General features: G+C 60.6%; 17 protein-coding genes. 9 read left to right on the top strand and 8 right to left on the bottom strand.

Going from position 1 to position 17,066, the window contains the following annotated elements:
• Nucleotides 1–91: 91 nt before the first annotated feature.
• The 3 genes from Q8R10_RS13695 to Q8R10_RS13685 all read left to right on the top strand — a co-directional run bounded on the left by Q8R10_RS13695 (nucleotide 92) and on the right by Q8R10_RS13685 (nucleotide 4,395).
• Entirely contained in the window at nucleotides 92–2,845 is a 2,754-nt protein-coding gene (locus Q8R10_RS13695; protein ID WP_371133338.1) for a response regulator, read from the top strand.
• 30 nt (nucleotides 2,846–2,875) lie between these two features.
• Nucleotides 2,876–3,472, top strand: a complete 597-nt coding sequence (locus Q8R10_RS13690; RefSeq protein ID WP_305654390.1) for a MarC family protein — start codon at nucleotides 2,876–2,878, stop codon at nucleotides 3,470–3,472.
• 176 nt (nucleotides 3,473–3,648) lie between these two features.
• The gene (locus Q8R10_RS13685) at nucleotides 3,649–4,395 is read left to right on the top strand and encodes a transporter substrate-binding domain-containing protein (protein WP_305654389.1); all 747 of its coding nucleotides are present in this window, start codon (nucleotides 3,649–3,651) and stop codon (nucleotides 4,393–4,395) included.
• A gap of 42 nt (nucleotides 4,396–4,437) precedes the next feature.
• On the opposite strand, the gene Q8R10_RS13680 is transcribed toward Q8R10_RS13685, so the two are convergent.
• The 8 genes from Q8R10_RS13680 to Q8R10_RS13645 all read right to left on the bottom strand — a co-directional run bounded on the left by Q8R10_RS13680 (nucleotide 4,438) and on the right by Q8R10_RS13645 (nucleotide 11,081).
• Nucleotides 4,438–5,226 carry an ABC transporter substrate-binding protein gene (locus tag Q8R10_RS13680; protein WP_305654490.1) on the bottom strand — a complete coding sequence of 263 codons (789 nt, stop codon included), beginning with the start codon at nucleotides 5,224–5,226 and terminating at the stop codon, nucleotides 4,438–4,440.
• Nucleotides 5,227–5,556: 330 nt separating this feature from the next.
• Complete coding sequence (locus Q8R10_RS13675; protein ID WP_305654388.1) at nucleotides 5,557–6,492, bottom strand: substrate-binding domain-containing protein; 936 nt, start codon at nucleotides 6,490–6,492, stop codon at nucleotides 5,557–5,559.
• A gap of 115 nt (nucleotides 6,493–6,607) precedes the next feature.
• Nucleotides 6,608–6,913: a chaperone modulator CbpM gene (locus Q8R10_RS13670; protein WP_305654489.1), complete on the bottom strand. Its 306-nt coding sequence runs from the start codon at nucleotides 6,911–6,913 to the stop codon at nucleotides 6,608–6,610.
• Nucleotides 6,914–6,915: 2 nt separating this feature from the next.
• Nucleotides 6,916–7,875 (bottom strand): DnaJ C-terminal domain-containing protein, encoded by a 960-nt coding sequence (locus Q8R10_RS13665; RefSeq protein ID WP_305654387.1) that lies wholly within the window; start codon nucleotides 7,873–7,875, stop codon nucleotides 6,916–6,918.
• Nucleotides 7,876–8,007: 132 nt separating this feature from the next.
• A complete protein-coding gene (locus Q8R10_RS13660) occupies nucleotides 8,008–8,271 on the bottom strand; it encodes a DksA/TraR family C4-type zinc finger protein (RefSeq protein WP_305654386.1) in 264 nt (87 codons plus the stop codon).
• A 94-nt stretch (nucleotides 8,272–8,365) separates the two neighbouring features.
• A complete protein-coding gene (locus Q8R10_RS13655) occupies nucleotides 8,366–9,232 on the bottom strand; it encodes an oxaloacetate decarboxylase (protein ID WP_305654385.1) in 867 nt (288 codons plus the stop codon).
• A gap of 93 nt (nucleotides 9,233–9,325) precedes the next feature.
• Nucleotides 9,326–10,327, bottom strand: a complete 1,002-nt coding sequence (locus Q8R10_RS13650) for a type II secretion system F family protein (RefSeq protein WP_305654384.1) — start codon at nucleotides 10,325–10,327, stop codon at nucleotides 9,326–9,328.
• 16 nt (nucleotides 10,328–10,343) lie between these two features.
• Nucleotides 10,344–11,081 carry an ABC transporter substrate-binding protein gene (locus tag Q8R10_RS13645; protein WP_305654383.1) on the bottom strand — a complete coding sequence of 246 codons (738 nt, stop codon included), beginning with the start codon at nucleotides 11,079–11,081 and terminating at the stop codon, nucleotides 10,344–10,346.
• Between the two features lie 166 nt (nucleotides 11,082–11,247).
• Here Q8R10_RS13645 and Q8R10_RS13640 point away from each other — a divergent pair, with 166 nt between their 5' ends.
• From Q8R10_RS13640 to Q8R10_RS13615, 6 genes are all read left to right on the top strand, one after another.
• Complete coding sequence (locus Q8R10_RS13640; RefSeq protein ID WP_305654382.1) at nucleotides 11,248–12,513, top strand: Hsp70 family protein; 1,266 nt, start codon at nucleotides 11,248–11,250, stop codon at nucleotides 12,511–12,513.
• 466 nt (nucleotides 12,514–12,979) lie between these two features.
• Nucleotides 12,980–14,401 carry an amino acid permease gene (locus Q8R10_RS13635; RefSeq protein ID WP_305654381.1) on the top strand — a complete coding sequence of 474 codons (1,422 nt, stop codon included), beginning with the start codon at nucleotides 12,980–12,982 and terminating at the stop codon, nucleotides 14,399–14,401.
• A 269-nt stretch (nucleotides 14,402–14,670) separates the two neighbouring features.
• The gene (locus tag Q8R10_RS13630; RefSeq protein WP_305654380.1) at nucleotides 14,671–15,450 is read left to right on the top strand and encodes a class I SAM-dependent methyltransferase; all 780 of its coding nucleotides are present in this window, start codon (nucleotides 14,671–14,673) and stop codon (nucleotides 15,448–15,450) included.
• 131 nt (nucleotides 15,451–15,581) lie between these two features.
• Nucleotides 15,582–15,788, top strand: a complete 207-nt coding sequence (locus Q8R10_RS13625; protein ID WP_305654379.1) for a hypothetical protein — start codon at nucleotides 15,582–15,584, stop codon at nucleotides 15,786–15,788.
• Between the two features lie 5 nt (nucleotides 15,789–15,793).
• Entirely contained in the window at nucleotides 15,794–15,916 is a 123-nt protein-coding gene (locus Q8R10_RS13620; protein WP_305654378.1) for a hypothetical protein, read from the top strand.
• Nucleotides 15,917–16,251: 335 nt separating this feature from the next.
• Complete coding sequence (locus Q8R10_RS13615) at nucleotides 16,252–16,893, top strand: TetR family transcriptional regulator (RefSeq protein ID WP_305654377.1); 642 nt, start codon at nucleotides 16,252–16,254, stop codon at nucleotides 16,891–16,893.
• Nucleotides 16,894–17,066: the final 173 nt, after the last annotated feature.

Below are 17,066 nucleotides of genomic sequence, written 5' to 3'. Positions count from 1 at the left end.
GGCGTAGACTGGTTATAATTTGCACAATTACTTCGAAGGGATTTCGCCCGTGCCCCGGCTCAGGATTGCCATTGCTCTAATCGTCAGCTTAATGCTGAGTTTCGTCGTCACCTTGCCCGTCCACGCACAAGAGCAAGAGCCTGGCTGGAGCCTGCTGCTCGACACTCAAGGCACGCTGCAACTGGACGAAGTCAGCTCGGCTGAACGCGTCACGCAGTTTTCCCCGGTTCAACTCAATCAGCTTTACAGCCCCGGCGGCCAGTCGGCGCTGTGGCTGCATTACCGCCTGCCGGCCAATCAGGCCGAACAAATGCTGCGGGTGTTCTCGCCGTATCTCGAATACCTCGACCTCTATCTGCTGCAAGGCTCGCAGCAACTCAGCCATACCCGCACCGGCAACAAGCTACCGCTGAGCAGCCGGCCGCTGGCCAGCCGTAACTTCCTGTTGCCATTGCCAGAGTCCAGCCAGCCGATCGATTTATACCTGCGACTCAGTTCGCAACATGCACTGCGCCCAGACGTCAGCCTGCAATCAACCCCGGCACTGGCCGCCGATGACAGCCGCGCCTTGCTGTTTGGCTGCCTGCTCGGCAGCATTGTGATGCTGGTGCTCTACAACCTGGTGCGTTTTGCCTATGTGCGCACCCCCAGCACCCTGTGGCTGGCCGCCACCCAGCTAACCTTGCTGGTCGCCGCCATGACCATGCTGGGGATTACCACGCCCTGGCTGGGCCAGTGGCAAACTGCGCAGCCGAGCATTCTCAACTTTTCGATCCTGCTCGGCATGCTTTGCACCCTGGCCTTTACAGCCAGCTTTTTCCGCCAGGTGTGCCCCTCCACGCCGCTGACCAAGCTGCTGCTGGCGGAGATGGTACTGATCGGCCTGACCTGCGTGTTGCTGTTGATCGTCACTGATGTGCAGTTCAACCAACTGGTTTATGTGCTGATCGCCATTGGCGGGCTGAGCATGTTTATTGTCGCCGCTTATCATTGGCGCCACGGTTATCGACCGGCGCGGCTGTTCACCCTCGCCCTGCTGATGTTTAGCCTGACCTTTGCCGGTGCCTTGCCGGTGTTTTTTGGCTACTGGCAGGTCGAGTCTGAATGGCTGAACTTTGGCCAACTGAGCGCCACCATCGCCTGCCATTTCATGCTCAGCATCGCCCTCAGCGAGCGCCAGCGGCGCATCCTGCACGCCGACTTCAGCCTCAGTCGTGCCCGTGCGGCCAGCCTCGCCGAGCTGAATGCCAAGGCCGAATTTCTGGCGCGCATCAGCCATGAAATCCGCACACCGATGAATGGCGTACTGGGCATGAGCGAACTGCTGCTCGGCACGCCGCTGTCGACCAAGCAACTCGACTACGTGCAGACCATCCACAGCGCCGGCAATGAGTTGCTGACGCTGATCAACGAGATCCTCGACATCTCCAAGCTGGAGTCCGGGCAGATTGAACTGGACGAGGTGCAGTTCGACCTCAACGCCCTGATCGACGACTGCCTGGCGATTTTCCGCAGCAAGGCCGAACAGCAAAAAGTCGAGCTGATCAGTTTTATTCAGCCGCAGGTGCCACGGGTCATCAGTGGCGACCCGAGCCGCTTGCGCCAAGCCTTGCTGAGTTTGCTAGACAACGCCTTCAAGCTGACCGCCGAAGGCGAGATCCTGCTGGTGGCGGCTCTGGACAACAGCGCCGGCGAAACCCGCCTGCGCATCGCCATCCAGGACAGTGGCCAGCCGCTGCAAGCCGATGAGCGTGACGCCCTGCTCAACGCCGCCTTGCAAAGCAAGGATTTTCTCGCCAACAGCAAGCTCGGTGGCCGCCTGGGCCTGATTATCGCCCGCCAGCTGATCCATATGATGGACGGCCAGTTTGGCGTGCAAAGCGGCGCCCAGCGCGGCAATACCCTATGGCTGACCCTGCCCCTGGACAGCGAGCGGCTGCAGTACCCCACCAGTGATTTTGACCAGCAGTTACAAGGCAAACGGGTGCTGGTGGTGGACGACAACGACACCTGCCGCAAAGTGCTGCAGCAGCAATGCACCAGCTGGGGCATGAACGCCAGCGAGGCCTCCAGCGGCAAGGAAGCCCTGGCGATCTTGCGCACTCGCGCGCACCTGCGTGAACACTTCGATGTGGTGCTGCTCGACCAGGACATGCCGGGCATGACCGGCATGCAGCTGTCGGCCAAGATCAAGGAAGACCCCAGCTTAAACAACGACATTCTGGTCATCATGCTCACCGGCATCAGCAATGCGCCGAGCAAGATCATCGCCCGCAACGCCGGGATCAAACGCATTCTGGCCAAGCCGGTGGCCGGCTACGCGCTAAAAACCACCCTCGCCGACGAACTCAGCCAACTCCAGCGCGGCGCGCCCCTAAGCAGCATGCGCATCATCGCGCCGCCACCCGCAGCGCCGATCCCCAGCGATTTCCGCATCCTGGTGGCCGAAGACAACAGTATCTCCACCAAGGTGATTCGCGGCATGCTGGCCAAGCTCAACCTGCAGCCCGACACTGCCAACAACGGCGAAGAAGCCTTGCGGGCGATCCAGGCGCAGCGTTACGACCTGGTGCTGATGGACTGTGAAATGCCGGTCCTCGATGGCTTTACCGCCACCGAAATGCTCCGTGCCTGGGAAGTCGAGCATCATCAGCCGCGCACGCCGGTGGTGGCGTTAACCGCGCATATTATGTCCGAGCACAAGGAGCGCGCTCGTCAGGTCGGCATGGACGGCCATATGGCCAAACCGATAGAACTGTCGCACCTGCGGGAACTGATTGAGCACTGGGTTGCCGAACGCGAACTGCGTCGGCAGCGCGAAGCCAACGCCGCACTATCGTCCTAACTGCCGTTTGCCTGCCCCAGAGCCGCGCCCATGCTCACCGAGTTGTTCAGTCTGTACCTGAAAATGCTAGTGCTCTACAGCCCGTTTTTCGTGCTGTCGTGTTTTATCAGCCTGACCCTGGGTTACACCCGCAAAGAGCGCAAAGTGCTGGCCTGCAAGGTGGCGCTTGGCACCGTGATCGCCAGTGGCCTGCTGTACCTGTTCGGCCAACATATCTTCAGCCTGTTTGGCATCACCATCGACGCCTTCCGGATTGGCGCAGGCTCAGTGCTGTTTATCTCGGCCCTCGGCATGGCTCAGGGCAAGCCGGTGGTGCAGGTCGATAACCTGCAGCAAGACGTCACCATAGTGCCACTGACCATCCCACTGACCGTCGGCCCCGGCACCATCGGCGCGCTGCTGGTGATGAGCGCCGGCCAGCCCCACTGGGACACCCGTTTGCTGGCCCTGGCGGCAATCGTCATCGCCAGCATCACAGTGGGCTTAGTGCTGTATCTGTCGGACCTGTTCGAGCACCTGCTCGGCGAGCAAGGCTTGCAGATCGTCAGCCGCTTGATGGGCCTGTTTGTCTGCGCCCTGGCCGCGCAGATTATCTTCACCGGGGTGAAGAACTACCTGGTGCTGTAAGTCCTCGCCAATCAGGCCGCATAACCGAGCGCAGTAATTTTCACACCGCCTGCAACGCCCGCCCGAATGCCGACACCAAGGTAGTTTGAGCTACAATTGCGCAATAGCTTTGCTGCCGTTCAGCGCCGCCGTCCAGGGTGCCACGTCAGCCGCAGCCACTGTCCGGAACCCTCACCATGAAAGCTGCGCTGCCGTACCTGTTATTGAGCGGCTTGTTCGCCCTGCCAGTCCTGGCCCAGGAACCCGCAGAGGAACCCATCACTGTGGCGTGGCGGGACAAGGCGCCCTATCACTACAACGACAACGGCATCGCCCAGGGCTTTCTGCTGCTGCGGGCCAAGCAGATATTTGCCCAGGCCCAAGTACCGGCGGTGTTTGTCCAGACGCCGGCCAAACGCATCTGGCATGACTTTGAGTACGGTAAAAAAGCCTTCTGCTCGATTGGCTGGTATCGCCTGCCTGAGCGTGAGCTAGTGGCCCAGTTCACCCGTGCCTTCCACGTTGATCCGCCACATATTTTGTTGGTCGGCCCCAAAGCGCTGCCCGCCATCCAGGCCCACAAGAAGGTTAACGCGCTGCTGGCCGACCCCAGTATCAGCCTGGGAGTGATTGATGGTGTGTCCTATGGCCCGGCGCTCGATCTGCTGATCAAGCACAGCGCCAATCAGGTCGAGCACCCCACCGTCTCACCCACCAACCTGATGCGCATGGTGGCCGCCAATCGAGTCAACTACATGTTCGCCGACCAAGCCGACTGGCAGTACCTGCGCAGCCGGGAGGCGGGACTGGAGAACATCACCGAGTATCAGTTCAGCGACCTGCCGGCCGGGCTGGAGCGTTTTATTGTCTGCAGCAAGGATGTCTCCAGCGCAGTCATGGCCAAGCTCAATCGCGCCATCGAGACCCGCCCGCCAAGCCCCTAGCGCCAGACTTGGTCTAGGGGTTACTCGTGAGCATGGCGGCGCTTACTGCATACCGTTGTGCTTTAAAATCTCGGCCAGCTGGCCATTCGCCTTGATGATCGCAAAGCCTTTGTTGAAGGCGGCAATAATGGCGGCATGCTTGGGGTTTTTCAGCCCCGCGGAGACATGTAAGCCATTGCTTGAGATGGGCGGGGAGACAAACTCAATGGCATCGAGCAACTCCGGCTGTTCTTTACTAATAATGTTGCGGGCATCGAGCTCATCCTCAAGGGTGAGATCGATGCGCTTATTGACCAGCTTTAGCAAATTAGAGATGAGGGTGGGTGTCTCCTCGCGCTTGAAGTTGTTGGCCTGCAAAAACGCCTCGCTGTAGCCATAGCCGCGCACGATGCCGATCTTTTTGCCGCTCAGACTATTCAGGTCAGTAAACTCAAAGCTGTCGCCTTTACGTTTGATAAATTTCAAATCATTGACCGCATAGGGCTCACTGAACTCTAAGAAGCCTTCACGCTCAGGGGTTTTCCAGGTACCGATGAGGATGTCGAACTCGCCATGGCTGACGCCATCAATGGCACGTTGCCAAGGCATAAATTTCAACTCGACGTGGTACCCCTGAGTGGCGAAAGCCGCCTGGGCAATCTCAGTGGCTACGCCTTGCTTGGCTTGGCTCGGATCGAGAAATGGCGGCCAAGGGTCACCCACTGCGGTCAGTGTTTCTGCCATGGCCATAACCGGCAACAGCATGAGCATACCGGCGCACAGCCACTTGCGTATGAATTGCATAGAGTTATCTCCTGCCGCTAAATTCGAAGGTGCACACACGGCCGGCATGCGCACACGGCCTCGCCTTTGCGGGGGCGCTTGTGCTTGTGTCGACCTGCGCATAACTCTAGGTCAGATCTCAGCGAGCTGCCAAACCAAGTGCTCCGTACCCAGATAGCCAACAGTCAATGCAGTGTCTACGAAAACAGAGGCGATTCACTGGTTTGCGAGCTGGGTGAATATGGGGAAAAGAATGGTTGTGACACTGCAGAGTTGTCAGCGCACTGACGCTTGCTTCGTGGATAAATCCTCGTTTGGCCGGTGCAGAGCGCACACGTATCAAGGCTAATTCCCTCTTTCGAAAGGTTAGGTCCTTTGCAACAGGTACAGCGCCATTCATTACGGCTTAGGCAATAACCGCATGACTTCAGGCTGGTCGAGATTGGCTTGATTGACGTACAACGCCGCCAGGCGCACTTGCCGCGGACCGCCGGCTTCACCACGCAATAAACGCGCGGCTTGCTGCACGCCCTGATAGCCCATTTGATAGGGCTGCTGCAGCACCACGCCGGCGAGTTCGCCGCTGCGCACGGCCTCGATCAGCACTGAGTCACCATCAAAACCTATGTGGGTAACGCGACCCGCCGCCTTTAGCCGGCGCAGCGCTCCAAGGGTCAGCAAACTGGTCGATTGGTTAGGGGTGAACACGCCATTTAAGTGCGCTACTGCGCCGGCAAAATTGCTTAGCACCAGCTGAGTGTCGTCGCCCAGATATTGGTCGAACACTACTTGTAAACCGCCGGCCGTGGCGCTTTGCACAAAGCCGCGCTCGCGCTCTGAGCTGGAAGCAATGCCCTGCTGATGACGCAACAACGCCACCGCGCCATGACCGCCCAACAGCTTAACCATCTGCTCACCGGCCATCACCCCGGCGTTAAAATTATCGGTACTGAGCACCGCCACTACCGCACTGCTGTCGCCGGCATCGCGGTCGATATACAGGGTGCTCACGCCGCGTAATTTAAGCTCGGCGGCGCGGGCTGAAATCGCCGCGCCGGCAGGGGCGATGACCAACGCCTTGCAGGCGTGCTGCAAGATTTTTTCGATGATTTGCAGCTGCCCCGCCACGTCGCCCTCGCGGATCGGCCCGCGCACATAGACCGCGACATTTTCAGCCACGCCCGCAGCCTGCGCACCACTGCCAACCTGCTGCCAAAAACTCGCGCCGCCACCACTGGTGACCACCCCGATGCAGTCTTGCGCGTGCACGTCCGCCGTCTGCACCAGCAGCAATGAAAGCCATAAGCCGCGAACAACAAGTGCAGATCTGGACATACCGGCCACCCTAAAAGCGCAGTCAAGCTGATTAGTTCGCCAAGGCTACGGGCTAACCCAGAAGCCTCTTTTTGACTCTAGCAGTTCGCCCCTTAAGCGCTACGAAAAGCTCGTTTCAGGGCTGTTCAAAGCGGCTCAAGCGCAGCTTTAACTGGCTATTTTCGTGGCGCAGTTGCTCCAGCTCCGCCATCAACTCCAGCGCCAGAGCAATCCCGGCCCACTCGAGGTCCAGATCCCGGCGCAGCCGCAACGCCCGCTTGACCACAACCAAGGCGCCGGCATCGAACAACCACTGCGCAGGGGTCTGGCCAGAGGGTTGGAGAATCCCGTATTCAACGATCTCCAGCAGGTGCTCGACGGACAGCTCGGCCGACTGGCAGAGTTCGTCGACATTCAACGGCAGAATCAGGCTGCTGCTCATCATTACTTACTCCATTCGGCACGCGGGTCGAAGGCAGCGGTTTCAGCCAGTTGCGCCCACAGCTGGCGGCTTTGCTCATCGACCTGCTGCGGTATGACGATTTTGAACAGTGCATACAAGTCGCCACGTTCACCGAGCTTGTTGACCAGCCCCTTGCCCTTGACCCGTAAGCGCTGGCCGCTCTGGGTATTGGCCGGAATGGTCAGATTGATCTTGCCGGTCAGGGTCGGCACCGCCACCTTGGCGCCCAACGCGGCTTCCCAAGGCGTCAGCGGCACGGTGATGATCAGGTTATGGGCCTCGACATCAAACAGCGGATGGGGCACCAAGCGGATGATCAAATACAGGTCGCCATTCGCCGCCCCACCCAGCCCCGGCGCGCCCTGGCCTTTGAGGCGAATGCGCTCGCCATCGGTCACTCCAGCCGGAATTTTCACGTTGAGGGTCTTGTTGATCGCGGCCAGCGGCTGGCCGTCAGCGCTATGCTGCGGCACCTGGAAGACGACCTTCTTAGCCTCATCCGCCAGGGTTTCTTCCAGCAAAATCGGCAATTCCATTTCCACGTCTGATCCTCGTCGCGCACTGTTGCGGGCACGGCCTTGCGGGCCGCGCGAACGCCCACCGCCAGCAAACATCGACTCAAAAATATCGGAGTAGTCACCCCCACCGCCGCCAAATTGATCGGCAAAACCAGCATTACCACGCGACTGCCACCCCGGTGGCGGCGCAAAAGGCCGGCCCTGTTGCGCCTGCTGACGCTGTTCATCGTACTCGGCACGCTTGTCGGCGGTTTTCAGCGCTTCGTAGGCTTGGGACGCCTCTTTAAACTGCTGCTCGGCGTTCTTTTCCTTGCTGACGTCCGGGTGATATTTGCGCGCCAGCTTGCGGTAGGCGGTCTTGATGGCCTTGTCATCCGCGCCCGGTTCAACCCCGAGCACCTTGTAGTAATCCTTGAATTCCATCGCCCCACCTTGAGTCATGCATCAACAACGATGCCTCCAGCATTGCCTGCCCGGAGGTTGCACAGCGTATTGCTTAGCTTTAAATCAGCGCCCGGCGCGAGGCCCGAGCGGCGCAGCGGACAGCCCGGCGGCTTAGCGCAATTGGCTGTCTTTGCTGCCGCGGCGGTTATAGCCACTCACGGCCTGCTGTTTATCGCGCTCAGTCTGACAGGCCACACACAGGCGCACACCTTTGATTGCCGCGCGCCGCGCCAGCGGGATTTCTTCCCCACAGGCCTCGCAATGGCTAAGGCTATCGCCCGTCGGCAATTGGCTGCGGGCGCGCTGCACGGCATCCTCAATGCTGTTGTCGATTTGCTCTTGCACGGCCCCATCGGCCATCCAACCACCCGCCATGCTGCCTCCCACACAATAAGCCTTGTTCTTGATGGTATGGGCGCATCCAGAGGCTTTTGCAAGGCAGCTGATCGGGCCACCAACGACCGACGCGTTACTCTTTCACGTTCATAAATTCCCGCGCCCAGACAAAGTAGTCCTCGGGATGGGTGTACTTGTGCGCCAGCTCGGAGGCGCTCAAGTCGGTGGCCGTGGTGATTTGTCGTTGCTGGCGCAGGCAGTCGTAGGTGGCCTTGATCGCGGCAAAGTAAGCGCCATGCCCGTCGACCACGATGCGCACGCCCAACTCGGCCAAGCGCTGATCGCCGTGCAACTGCGGGTTGCTGTAGGTGACCAGCATCAGCGGCACACTCAGGTGCGCGGCGATCTGTTCGAGGTGGGCAAAATCGCGCACCCCGACCAGGCAGATGGCATCGGCGCCGGCCTGTTGGTAGGCCTGAGTGCGTTCCAGTACCTCGGCCACCGACAACACGCCGGCATGGGTGCGGGCGATGATCGCCAGTTCGCCGTCGACCCGCGCCTGCACGGCCGCACGGATTTTACCGACGCCTTCCGCCACGCCAATCAGGTCGGTGGACTTGCGCCCGAATTGCGCCGGCAGCAGGGTGTCTTCCAGAGTCAGGGCGGCAACGCCGGCCCGTTCCAGCTCCACCACGGTGCGCATCACATTCAGCGCATTGCCATAGCCATGGTCGGCGTCGGCAATCACCGGCAGGCGCGCCACCCGGCCGATGCGGGTAGCCTGCTCGACAAACTCACTGAGGGTAATCAGGGCAAAATCCGGCGCGGCCAACACCTGCAAGGCCGCCACCGAGCCACCCAGGATGCCCACTTCAAAGCCCAGGTCGGCGGCAATCCGCGCCGACATCGGATCGAAGACCGAGGCGGTGTGATAACAGCAGTCGCCGCTCAGCAGCGCCCGAAATGCACTGCGCAGTTGTTGGTGAGAAATTCGCTGCATTAACCTGTCCTGCCAATCAATAGTTACTAGTCAGTCGTTTGCCGCCGCCGGCAAGGCACATCGCGATCCGGTCGAGTGCGAGCCCTGCCACCGTTAACGCAACTCCGGTGGTAGCTGGCTGACAATGCCAGCGCCGGTCAGCAACCCATAGGCCATCCACAGCGCCACCAGCACATAGGCCAAGCGCGGCAACCAAGTGGCCAGTTGCTCTTGCAGGCTGGCCAACGCCAAGGTCTCGTGTTGGGCATAACTCAACAAACTGGCCGCCAAGGTCCCGCTGGCCTCGCCACTGGCAATCAACCCGAGCAGCAGTGGCTGGCCGGGAAACTCCATCGGCCGCAACGCCACCGCCAAGGACTCACCGCCCAGCACCCGCAGCTGCAAGGCCAAGAAGTCTTGGCGTAACTGGCTATTGCTCAAGGTGGCCAAGGCTTTGGGCAGCGCGCTGAACATCGGCAGGCCGGCTTCCAGCAGCAAGCCGAGGGTTTCCACATAATCGCGCACATTGCGCCGTGCATGGGCCGCGCCCAGCACGGGCAGGCGCAGCAGCCAGGCATCCAGCAGGCTGGCGCTGCCCAGCGCCGCCGGAGTCTGGGAGCGCTGCCAATAGCGGCGGCCCGAATAAAACACCAGCACGATCAGCAATAAAGGCTGCAGCACGCCCCAGACATAGCCCGCCGGGCTGAGCAGGCCACTGACCAAACTGGGCAAGGGCTGCACCAGCAATGCCAACAGCAACATGGCGGCTGGCAACAGCAGCCGCGAACGCAGATTCTTGGCCTGCTGGGCTTGCTGCTCATAGTGTTTGGCCAGGCGCTGATAGACCCGCGCCGGGCTGCCGGCGCTTTGTGCGGCCTGCAACAAGGTCACGTCCAGCGCGCTAAACAAACCGCTGCACTGACCGGCACCGGCCAGATCCCGGCCCTTGGCAATCTGCTGCCCGGCAGCGACGACGCGCGCCTGACTGGCAGGCAACAGCTGCAGCATGGCGAAGGCCCGCTCGACCGGCACCCCGGCCTGCTCCAGCGCCGCCAATTGGCCAAATAATGCCGCGCGCTCGGCTAAGGGCAATGACCCGCGAGAAGATGAAGGCATGCAAGGGTTCCACGAATCAAGGTTGGCTGACACCCGGCAACCAACGCTGGATGATCGCCGTCAGGCTACCGTCCTCACGCATGCCGTCAAGTTGGCGCTGCCATTCGGCCACCACGGCCGCGTCCGTCTGCCGCGAAAAGGCGATGTAGTAATCCGACTTCATCAATACCAACTGCGCTTCCACCTCCTCGGGCGTCAGGCCGCCACTGGCCAATTCACCGCGCAGGGTCAGGTCTTCGGTGGCGATCAACTTGACCCGCCCAGCCTTGAGCATGCGGACCATCTGTTTGGGGCCGCGCGTCCCGTACAGATCGAACCCCAGAGCCGCCAGCGCCTCGTAGGTGTACCACTGCTTGGGTACCGCGACTGTGCCCGCCTGCTTGGCCGCCTCGAGGCTATGGAGTTGCAGGTGATTGGCTTTCAGCGAGTAGAAATTGGTCCTGCCCTGCAGAATCGGCCCCACCCACTGAAACAGACTTTCCCGCTCGGGCGTGCGCACCATCAGAAACAACGCCGTGTCGGCCTGGGTTTTAACCAACTGGTAGCCGCGCGTCCAAGGCTGCAGCTCGATGTGCGCGGGCCTGGCACTGCGCTGCTGGAGTTGCTCGACCACTTCCACCGCCAAGCCGGCCGGTTTGCCATCCTGCAAAAAACTGGTCGGCGGCGCCTCTTCGGTAAGCAACAGCAGCTCGGCCAGCGTCACGTCCGGCAAGGCCCAACTCAGCAGCAGCACGGCAAGCAGGCACTCACGCATTCGTCACCCCTCCGTAGAGTCCTATCCAGTGCTTTGAGCCTAGCTGGCCTTACGTCGACGGCATGCCTTAGCGGCTGTCGGCCGATGCGCGGCAGACATTTCCCCGCGCATCGGCCGGCACACTCGCATACACTGCGCGGCCGTTTTTTCCCGGAACAGCCGTCGCATGAGTCTTAGTCCTCCCGCCAATGCCCTGGGCATCGATTTTGGCACCTCCAACTCCACCGTCGGCTGGCTGCAACCGGATGCCGCCACCTTGCTGCCGCTCGAAGACGGCAAGATCACCCTGCCCTCGGTGCTGTTCTTCAACTTCGAAGAACGCCGCCCGGTCTACGGCCGCCTGGCCCTGCACGAATACCTGGAAGGCTATGAAGGCCGCTTGATGCGCTCGCTGAAAAGCCTGCTGGGTTCCAAGCTGCTGAAAAGCGAAACCACGGTGCTCGGCAGCGCCATGCCCTTCAAGCAGATCCTTGGGTTGTTTCTGGCCGAACTAAAACAGCGCGCCGAGACCATTGCCGACCGGCCGTTCGAACAAGTGGTGCTGGGCCGCCCGGTGTTCTTCGTCGATGACGACGAGAAAGCCGACGCCGAGGCCGCCGACACCCTGATCACCGTGGCCAAGACCATCGGCTTCAAGGAGGTGTCGTTTCAGTTCGAGCCGATCGCCGCGGCCTTCGACTACGAAAGCACCATCACCGGCGAAGAGCTGGTGCTGATCGTCGATATCGGCGGTGGCACCTCGGACTTCTCCCTGATCCGCCTGGCGCCCGAGCGGCACATGCACGCCGAACGGCACAGCGACATTCTGGCCACCGGCGGCGTGCATATCGGCGGTACCGACTTCGACAAGCAACTGAGCCTGCAGGCGGTGATGCCGCTGTTCGGCTACGGCAGCCGGATGAAAAGCGCGGCGCCGATGCCCACCAGCACCCATTTGAACCTGGCCACCTGGCACACGATTAACGCCGTATACGCGCAAAAATCCCAACTGGCGCTGAAAAGCATGCGCTACGACTGCCAAGACACCACGGGCGTCGACCGCCTACTGAAACTGATCGAACTGCGCGCCGGGCATTGGCTGGCCATGCAGATGGAAGACAGCAAGATCGCCCTCAGCAGCGTCGAGCAGCATCACCTGTCACTGCAGCGGATCGAAGCCGAGCTGGCCGTGACCCTGACCCGCGCCGACCTCAACAACGCCATTGACGGTTTGCTCGAACGGGTAAGAGACAGCGTCGCGCAACTGCTGAACAAGGCCGGCATTGGCGTGGCGCAAGTCGACACGGTGTTCTTCACCGGCGGCTCCAGCGGCATCCCGGCGCTGCGCCAGCAAATCGCCGCCTTGCTACCGAATGCCCGCCATGTGGAAGGCAACGTGTTCGGCAGCATCGGCAGCGGCCTGGCGATTGAAGCCAAGAAGCGCTACGGCTAGCGGCGGGTTGCACTCCACAAGACTAATCAGCGCCGACGGATCGCCATTGTCGAATTTGACTCGACTGCTAGCCCGCCACCGTCCTATCTGTACTGGCAACTGCTGCCTGAGATGGCTGGACCAGCAACCTGAAATGGGTAAAAACGACCGAGGTCGAGGCATGACGACAGACCATTACGAGGCAATACTCGACGCCATTTCAGCGCTGAATAAACGGACAAAACCCAGGTAATACACCTCCACAAATCGAAATCTCCCCGAGACTTCTCGCTGAATGTAGTGGTTTATAGAGTGAAATCCCCTGCCGGAAGCTTTTTATACTGCAGGCCCCGCTGATTTTGCAGGTTTTGTCCTACAGAACGGAGCTGCCCACGAAGCAGGTCCGGTTTCGGGAAGCTCTGGCTTATCGGTCAGCGCTTCGAACACTCAGTGGTCTTATCCAATAACAAGACGAGGTTGTATCCCTATGCCAGTTGGTAACCACTTGCTCCAAGGCGAGACCGCTCAGGGCGGCCCGCTCAAACGCGAACTCGGCGAACGGCATATTCGCTTAATGGCGCTCGGCGCCTGTATCGGTGTCGGTCTGTTCCTCGGCTCGGCCAAGGCCATCGAAATGGCCGGCCCGGCGATCATGCTGTCCTACATCATCGGCGGGCTGGCGATTCTGGTGATCATGCGCGCCCTCGGCGAGATGGCCGTGCATAACCCGGTGGCCGGCTCCTTCAGCCGCTATGCCCAAGACTACCTCGGCCCGCTGGCGGGCTTCCTCACCGGCTGGAATTACTGGTTCCTGTGGCTGGTGACCTGCGTCGCGGAAATCACCGCGGTGGCGGTGTACATGGGCGTCTGGTTCCCCGAGGTGCCCCGCTGGATCTGGGCGCTGGCGGCGCTGGTGAGCATGGGTTCGATCAACCTGATCGCGGTCAAAGCCTTCGGTGAATTCGAGTTCTGGTTCGCTCTGATCAAGATCGTCACCATCATCGCGATGGTCGTCGGTGGCATCGGCGTGATTGCGTTCGGCTTCGGCAACGACGGCGTGGCGCTGGGGATTTCCAACCTGTGGAGCCACGGCGGCTTTATGCCCAACGGTGTGCAAGGCGTATTGATGTCCCTGCAAATGGTGATGTTCGCCTACCTGGGTGTTGAGATGATCGGCCTGACCGCCGGTGAAGCGAAGAACCCGCAAAAGACCATTCCGAATGCGATCGGCTCGGTGTTCTGGCGGATTCTGCTGTTCTACGTCGGCGCGTTGTTTGTGATCCTATCGATCTACCCGTGGAACGAAATCGGCACCCAGGGCAGCCCGTTTGTGATGACCTTCGAGCGTCTGGGCATCAAGACCGCCGCCGGCATCATCAACTTTGTGGTGATCACTGCCGCACTGTCGTCCTGCAACGGTGGCATCTTCAGCACCGGTCGCATGCTCTACAGCCTGGCGCAGAACGGTCAGGCTCCGGCGGGTTTCGCCAAGACCTCGAGCAACGGCGTGCCACGTCGTGCCTTGCTGCTGTCGATTGGTGCGCTGTTGCTGGGCGTGTTGCTCAACTACCTGGCGCCTGAGAAGGTCTTCGTCTGGGTCACCGCTATCGCCACTTTTGGTGCCATCTGGACCTGGGTGATGATCCTGCTGGCCCAGCTTAAGTTTCGCAAAGGCCTGAGCCTGGCTGAACGTGCAGGGCTCAAGTACCGCATGTGGCTGTTCCCGGTGAGTTCGTACCTGGCGCTGGCATTCCTGGCGCTGGTGGTCGGTCTGATGGCTTACTTCCCGGACACCCGCATCGCCCTGTATGTCGGCCCGGCGTTCCTAGTGCTGCTGGCGGTGGTGTTCTACGCGTTCAAGCTGCATCCGACCAAAGTGACGCAAGCTGTGATGCCTTCGGCTTCGTAAGTCGCAATGTTTGAAATGACCCGCTACCTGTTAAGCCCGTGTGGCCTTGCGTAAGAGAGCGTCAGCCTTGATGTTGGTGTTGTCTGCACTGGCCAGTTGCGGATAAATCCCCTCCTACTGCATCAAGGGACAGCAGCCGCTCCCAGCGGCTTGCTGCATTTCCCTCGTCCATATGGGTCACAAACCCGCTCTTTGGTTCGATGTGTTTCGCCACGTTTACCCGGCAGGCTTAAATGCTAGGATGCCGCCATCCACAGCGGACCCGCTCGATGACAGCACTGCAACAGCATCCCGCCCTGCACCACCCGGCCCTGCGCGCACTCTTGGCGCAGCTGGGGGCAGGGGTGTTGGTGCTGCTCTTGGTCATCGCCGCCCATGCCTCCTGGGCGTATCGCCCCCAGCCAATCGCCGCCGGGTTACTGCAAGGACTGTTGGCCGCGCTGCTGGGCCGCCGGCTTAAGTTGCCGAGCTGGTGGCTGCCAATCAATCTGTTGTTTGTGCCCGCGCTGTTACTGCTCAATGGCCAACAGCTCCCCCCCAGCGCCTTGCTCGGCGCCTTTGTGCTGCTCTTGCTGCTGAACTGGAACAGCCTGCGCGAGCGGGTGCCGCTGTATCTGACCGGACAAAAAACCTGTCAGCAGTTGGAGCTATTGCTGCGTCCCCTGGCGCCGGAGTTTCGCTATATCGACCTGGGCAGCGGCCTGGCCGGCAGCCTTTATCAGCTATCGCGACGCTACCCGCAGGCGCAGTTTGTCGGGGTCGAGACCGCGCCGCTGGTATTCGTTCTGGCCTGGTTGCGCTGCCTGTTGCGACCTAATTGCCAGATCCGCTACCGCAATCTCTGGCAACAGCCGCTGGCCGGCTATGACGCGGTCTACTGCTTTCTGTCGCCGGCGCCGATGGCCAAACTCTGGCTCAAGGCCCGCGCCGAAATGCAGCCGAACGCCCTGCTGATCAGCAACAGCTTCGCCATCCCCGGCGTCGCGCCCACCGAGCAAATCGAGCTGCATGACTGGCGCTCCTCAACGCTGTTGATCTGGCGAATGTAGCCATCACTAACAACTGGGCGCCGTTAATCGGCAATTCGTCACAGATCGGCGGCGGGGCGCAAAAATGGCGGACTGGCTGCGCCGAGGCCGCCCTACAATGGGCCATACCTCACATTATCCTGGAGCGCCCCATGCACAGTTTTCGTCTCGCCATCTGCCTGTTCAGCCTAGCCAGTCTCAGCGCTTGCGGCCTCGGTGAAACCGCTGCGGTGGCCAGCCTGCAAGCCAAGCAAGCAGAGCAACTGCAACAGCAAGCGCAACAACTCAAACAGCAGATAGAGCAAACCAACGCACTCAACGAGCAACGCCTGCAAAATCTCGAAAGCCAGCAGCAATAAGCCCCATGGATAGCACTGCGACCCTGCTCAGCCGCCTGCTATTCGGCTCAATCGGCGTCGGCTACCTGATCTACGGCAAAAAACAGCAGCGTCACAGGCCGTGTGAAAACGTAGCGAGCGAAGGTTAGGCAAGGCAAAAACAGGCGAAAAAGCGCAGTTTACGGGTTGTAAATGAGCATTTTGAGTCTGTTTTTAACGCCGCATAACCGAGCGCAGTAGTTTTCACACAGTCTGGTCAGGCGGCCTTCTTCAGCGGCATAGCACTGATCGGCTACCCGTATTTTATCAGCGACCCTTGGTTGCTCTGGGCGATTGGCTTGGCGCTGATGGCCGTGCCTAAATTCTGGAAGAGCTAGCCGTTAAGCCGGCTGCCCGGCATTCGGCAGGCGATAGACCCAGATACGTTTCAGCACCGAGCCCGCATTTGATAGAGTGCCGCTATTGCCAAGGATGCCCGCCAACCATGTCTTCTCCCCGCGCCGAACAAAAACTGCAAACCCGCCAAGCCTTGATGGCGGCTGCGCGCAGCCTGATGGACGGCGGTCGCGGGTTTGGCAGCCTGAGCCTGCGCGAGGTGACCCGTCTGGCCGGCATAGTGCCCACCGGCTTTTACCGGCACTTCCACGACATGGACGAACTGGGGCTGGCGCTGGTGGCCGAGGTCGGTGAGACCTTCCGCGACACCTTGCGCGCGGTACGCCGCAACGAGTTCGAACTGGGCGGGATGATCGAGGCCAGCGCGCGGATTTTTATCGACTCGGTGACAGCCAATCGCCCACAGTTTTTGTTTCTCGCCCGCGAGCAATACGGTGGCTCGCAACCGGTGCGACAGATCCTCGGCGCCCTGCGCCAGCGCATTACCGATGACCTGGCCGCCGACCTGAAACTGATGCGCAAAATGCCGCACCTCGATGATCCAGCCATGGACGTGCTTGCCGATCTGGTGGTGAAAACCGTGTTCGCCACCCTGCCCGAGCTGATCGACCCCCCGCCCGCCTCGCTGCCGGCGCACTTGACCGCCGAAGCGAAAATCACCGAGCAGCTGCGTTTTATCATGATCGGTGGCAAGCACTGGCAAGGTCTGGGCAAGCCCGCACAACAATAAGGCTCTGCACCCGTTAGACGTTGCAGGTCGATTTTGTAGATACTCTGTTGGAGGTCAAGCTTTCACTTGGTGAATGCTGCTGAACAGTTTGCTGGAATCAAAGCGCTCGCCCTGCTGGATGCAGGCCCAAACGCCGGTCAGATACTTGCGCATCACTGCGCACAAGGCTTGGA

Origin of the sequence: Pseudomonas sp., assembly GCF_030698175.1 — a bacterium.
Lineage (GTDB): Bacteria > Pseudomonadota > Gammaproteobacteria > Pseudomonadales > Pseudomonadaceae > Aquipseudomonas.
Note: the sequence above shows the minus strand (reverse complement) of the source record. Positions and strands in the feature narration are given on the sequence as shown.

Coding starts and splice junctions, on each gene's coding strand:
- Q8R10_RS13690 (WP_305654390.1), top strand. CDS start 2,876: ATGCTCACCGAGTTGTTCAGTCTGTACCTGAAAATGCTAGTGCTCTAC.
- Q8R10_RS13660 (WP_305654386.1), bottom strand. CDS start 8,271: ATGGCGGGTGGTTGGATGGCCGATGGGGCCGTGCAAGAGCAAATCGAC.
- Q8R10_RS13650 (WP_305654384.1), bottom strand. CDS start 10,327: ATGCCTTCATCTTCTCGCGGGTCATTGCCCTTAGCCGAGCGCGCGGCA.
- Q8R10_RS13620 (WP_305654378.1), top strand. CDS start 15,794: ATGGATAGCACTGCGACCCTGCTCAGCCGCCTGCTATTCGGCTCAATC.
- Q8R10_RS13670 (WP_305654489.1), bottom strand. CDS start 6,913: ATGAGCAGCAGCCTGATTCTGCCGTTGAATGTCGACGAACTCTGCCAG.
- Q8R10_RS13685 (WP_305654389.1), top strand. CDS start 3,649: ATGAAAGCTGCGCTGCCGTACCTGTTATTGAGCGGCTTGTTCGCCCTG.
- Q8R10_RS13630 (WP_305654380.1), top strand. CDS start 14,671: ATGACAGCACTGCAACAGCATCCCGCCCTGCACCACCCGGCCCTGCGC.
- Q8R10_RS13655 (WP_305654385.1), bottom strand. CDS start 9,232: ATGCAGCGAATTTCTCACCAACAACTGCGCAGTGCATTTCGGGCGCTG.
- Q8R10_RS13695 (WP_371133338.1), top strand. CDS start 92: ATGCTGAGTTTCGTCGTCACCTTGCCCGTCCACGCACAAGAGCAAGAG.
- Q8R10_RS13615 (WP_305654377.1), top strand. CDS start 16,252: ATGTCTTCTCCCCGCGCCGAACAAAAACTGCAAACCCGCCAAGCCTTG.
- Q8R10_RS13625 (WP_305654379.1), top strand. CDS start 15,582: ATGCACAGTTTTCGTCTCGCCATCTGCCTGTTCAGCCTAGCCAGTCTC.
- Q8R10_RS13675 (WP_305654388.1), bottom strand. CDS start 6,492: ATGTCCAGATCTGCACTTGTTGTTCGCGGCTTATGGCTTTCATTGCTG.
- Q8R10_RS13635 (WP_305654381.1), top strand. CDS start 12,980: ATGCCAGTTGGTAACCACTTGCTCCAAGGCGAGACCGCTCAGGGCGGC.
- Q8R10_RS13665 (WP_305654387.1), bottom strand. CDS start 7,875: ATGGAATTCAAGGATTACTACAAGGTGCTCGGGGTTGAACCGGGCGCG.
- Q8R10_RS13640 (WP_305654382.1), top strand. CDS start 11,248: ATGAGTCTTAGTCCTCCCGCCAATGCCCTGGGCATCGATTTTGGCACC.
- Q8R10_RS13680 (WP_305654490.1), bottom strand. CDS start 5,226: ATGCCGGCCGTGTGTGCACCTTCGAATTTAGCGGCAGGAGATAACTCT.
- Q8R10_RS13645 (WP_305654383.1), bottom strand. CDS start 11,081: ATGCGTGAGTGCCTGCTTGCCGTGCTGCTGCTGAGTTGGGCCTTGCCG.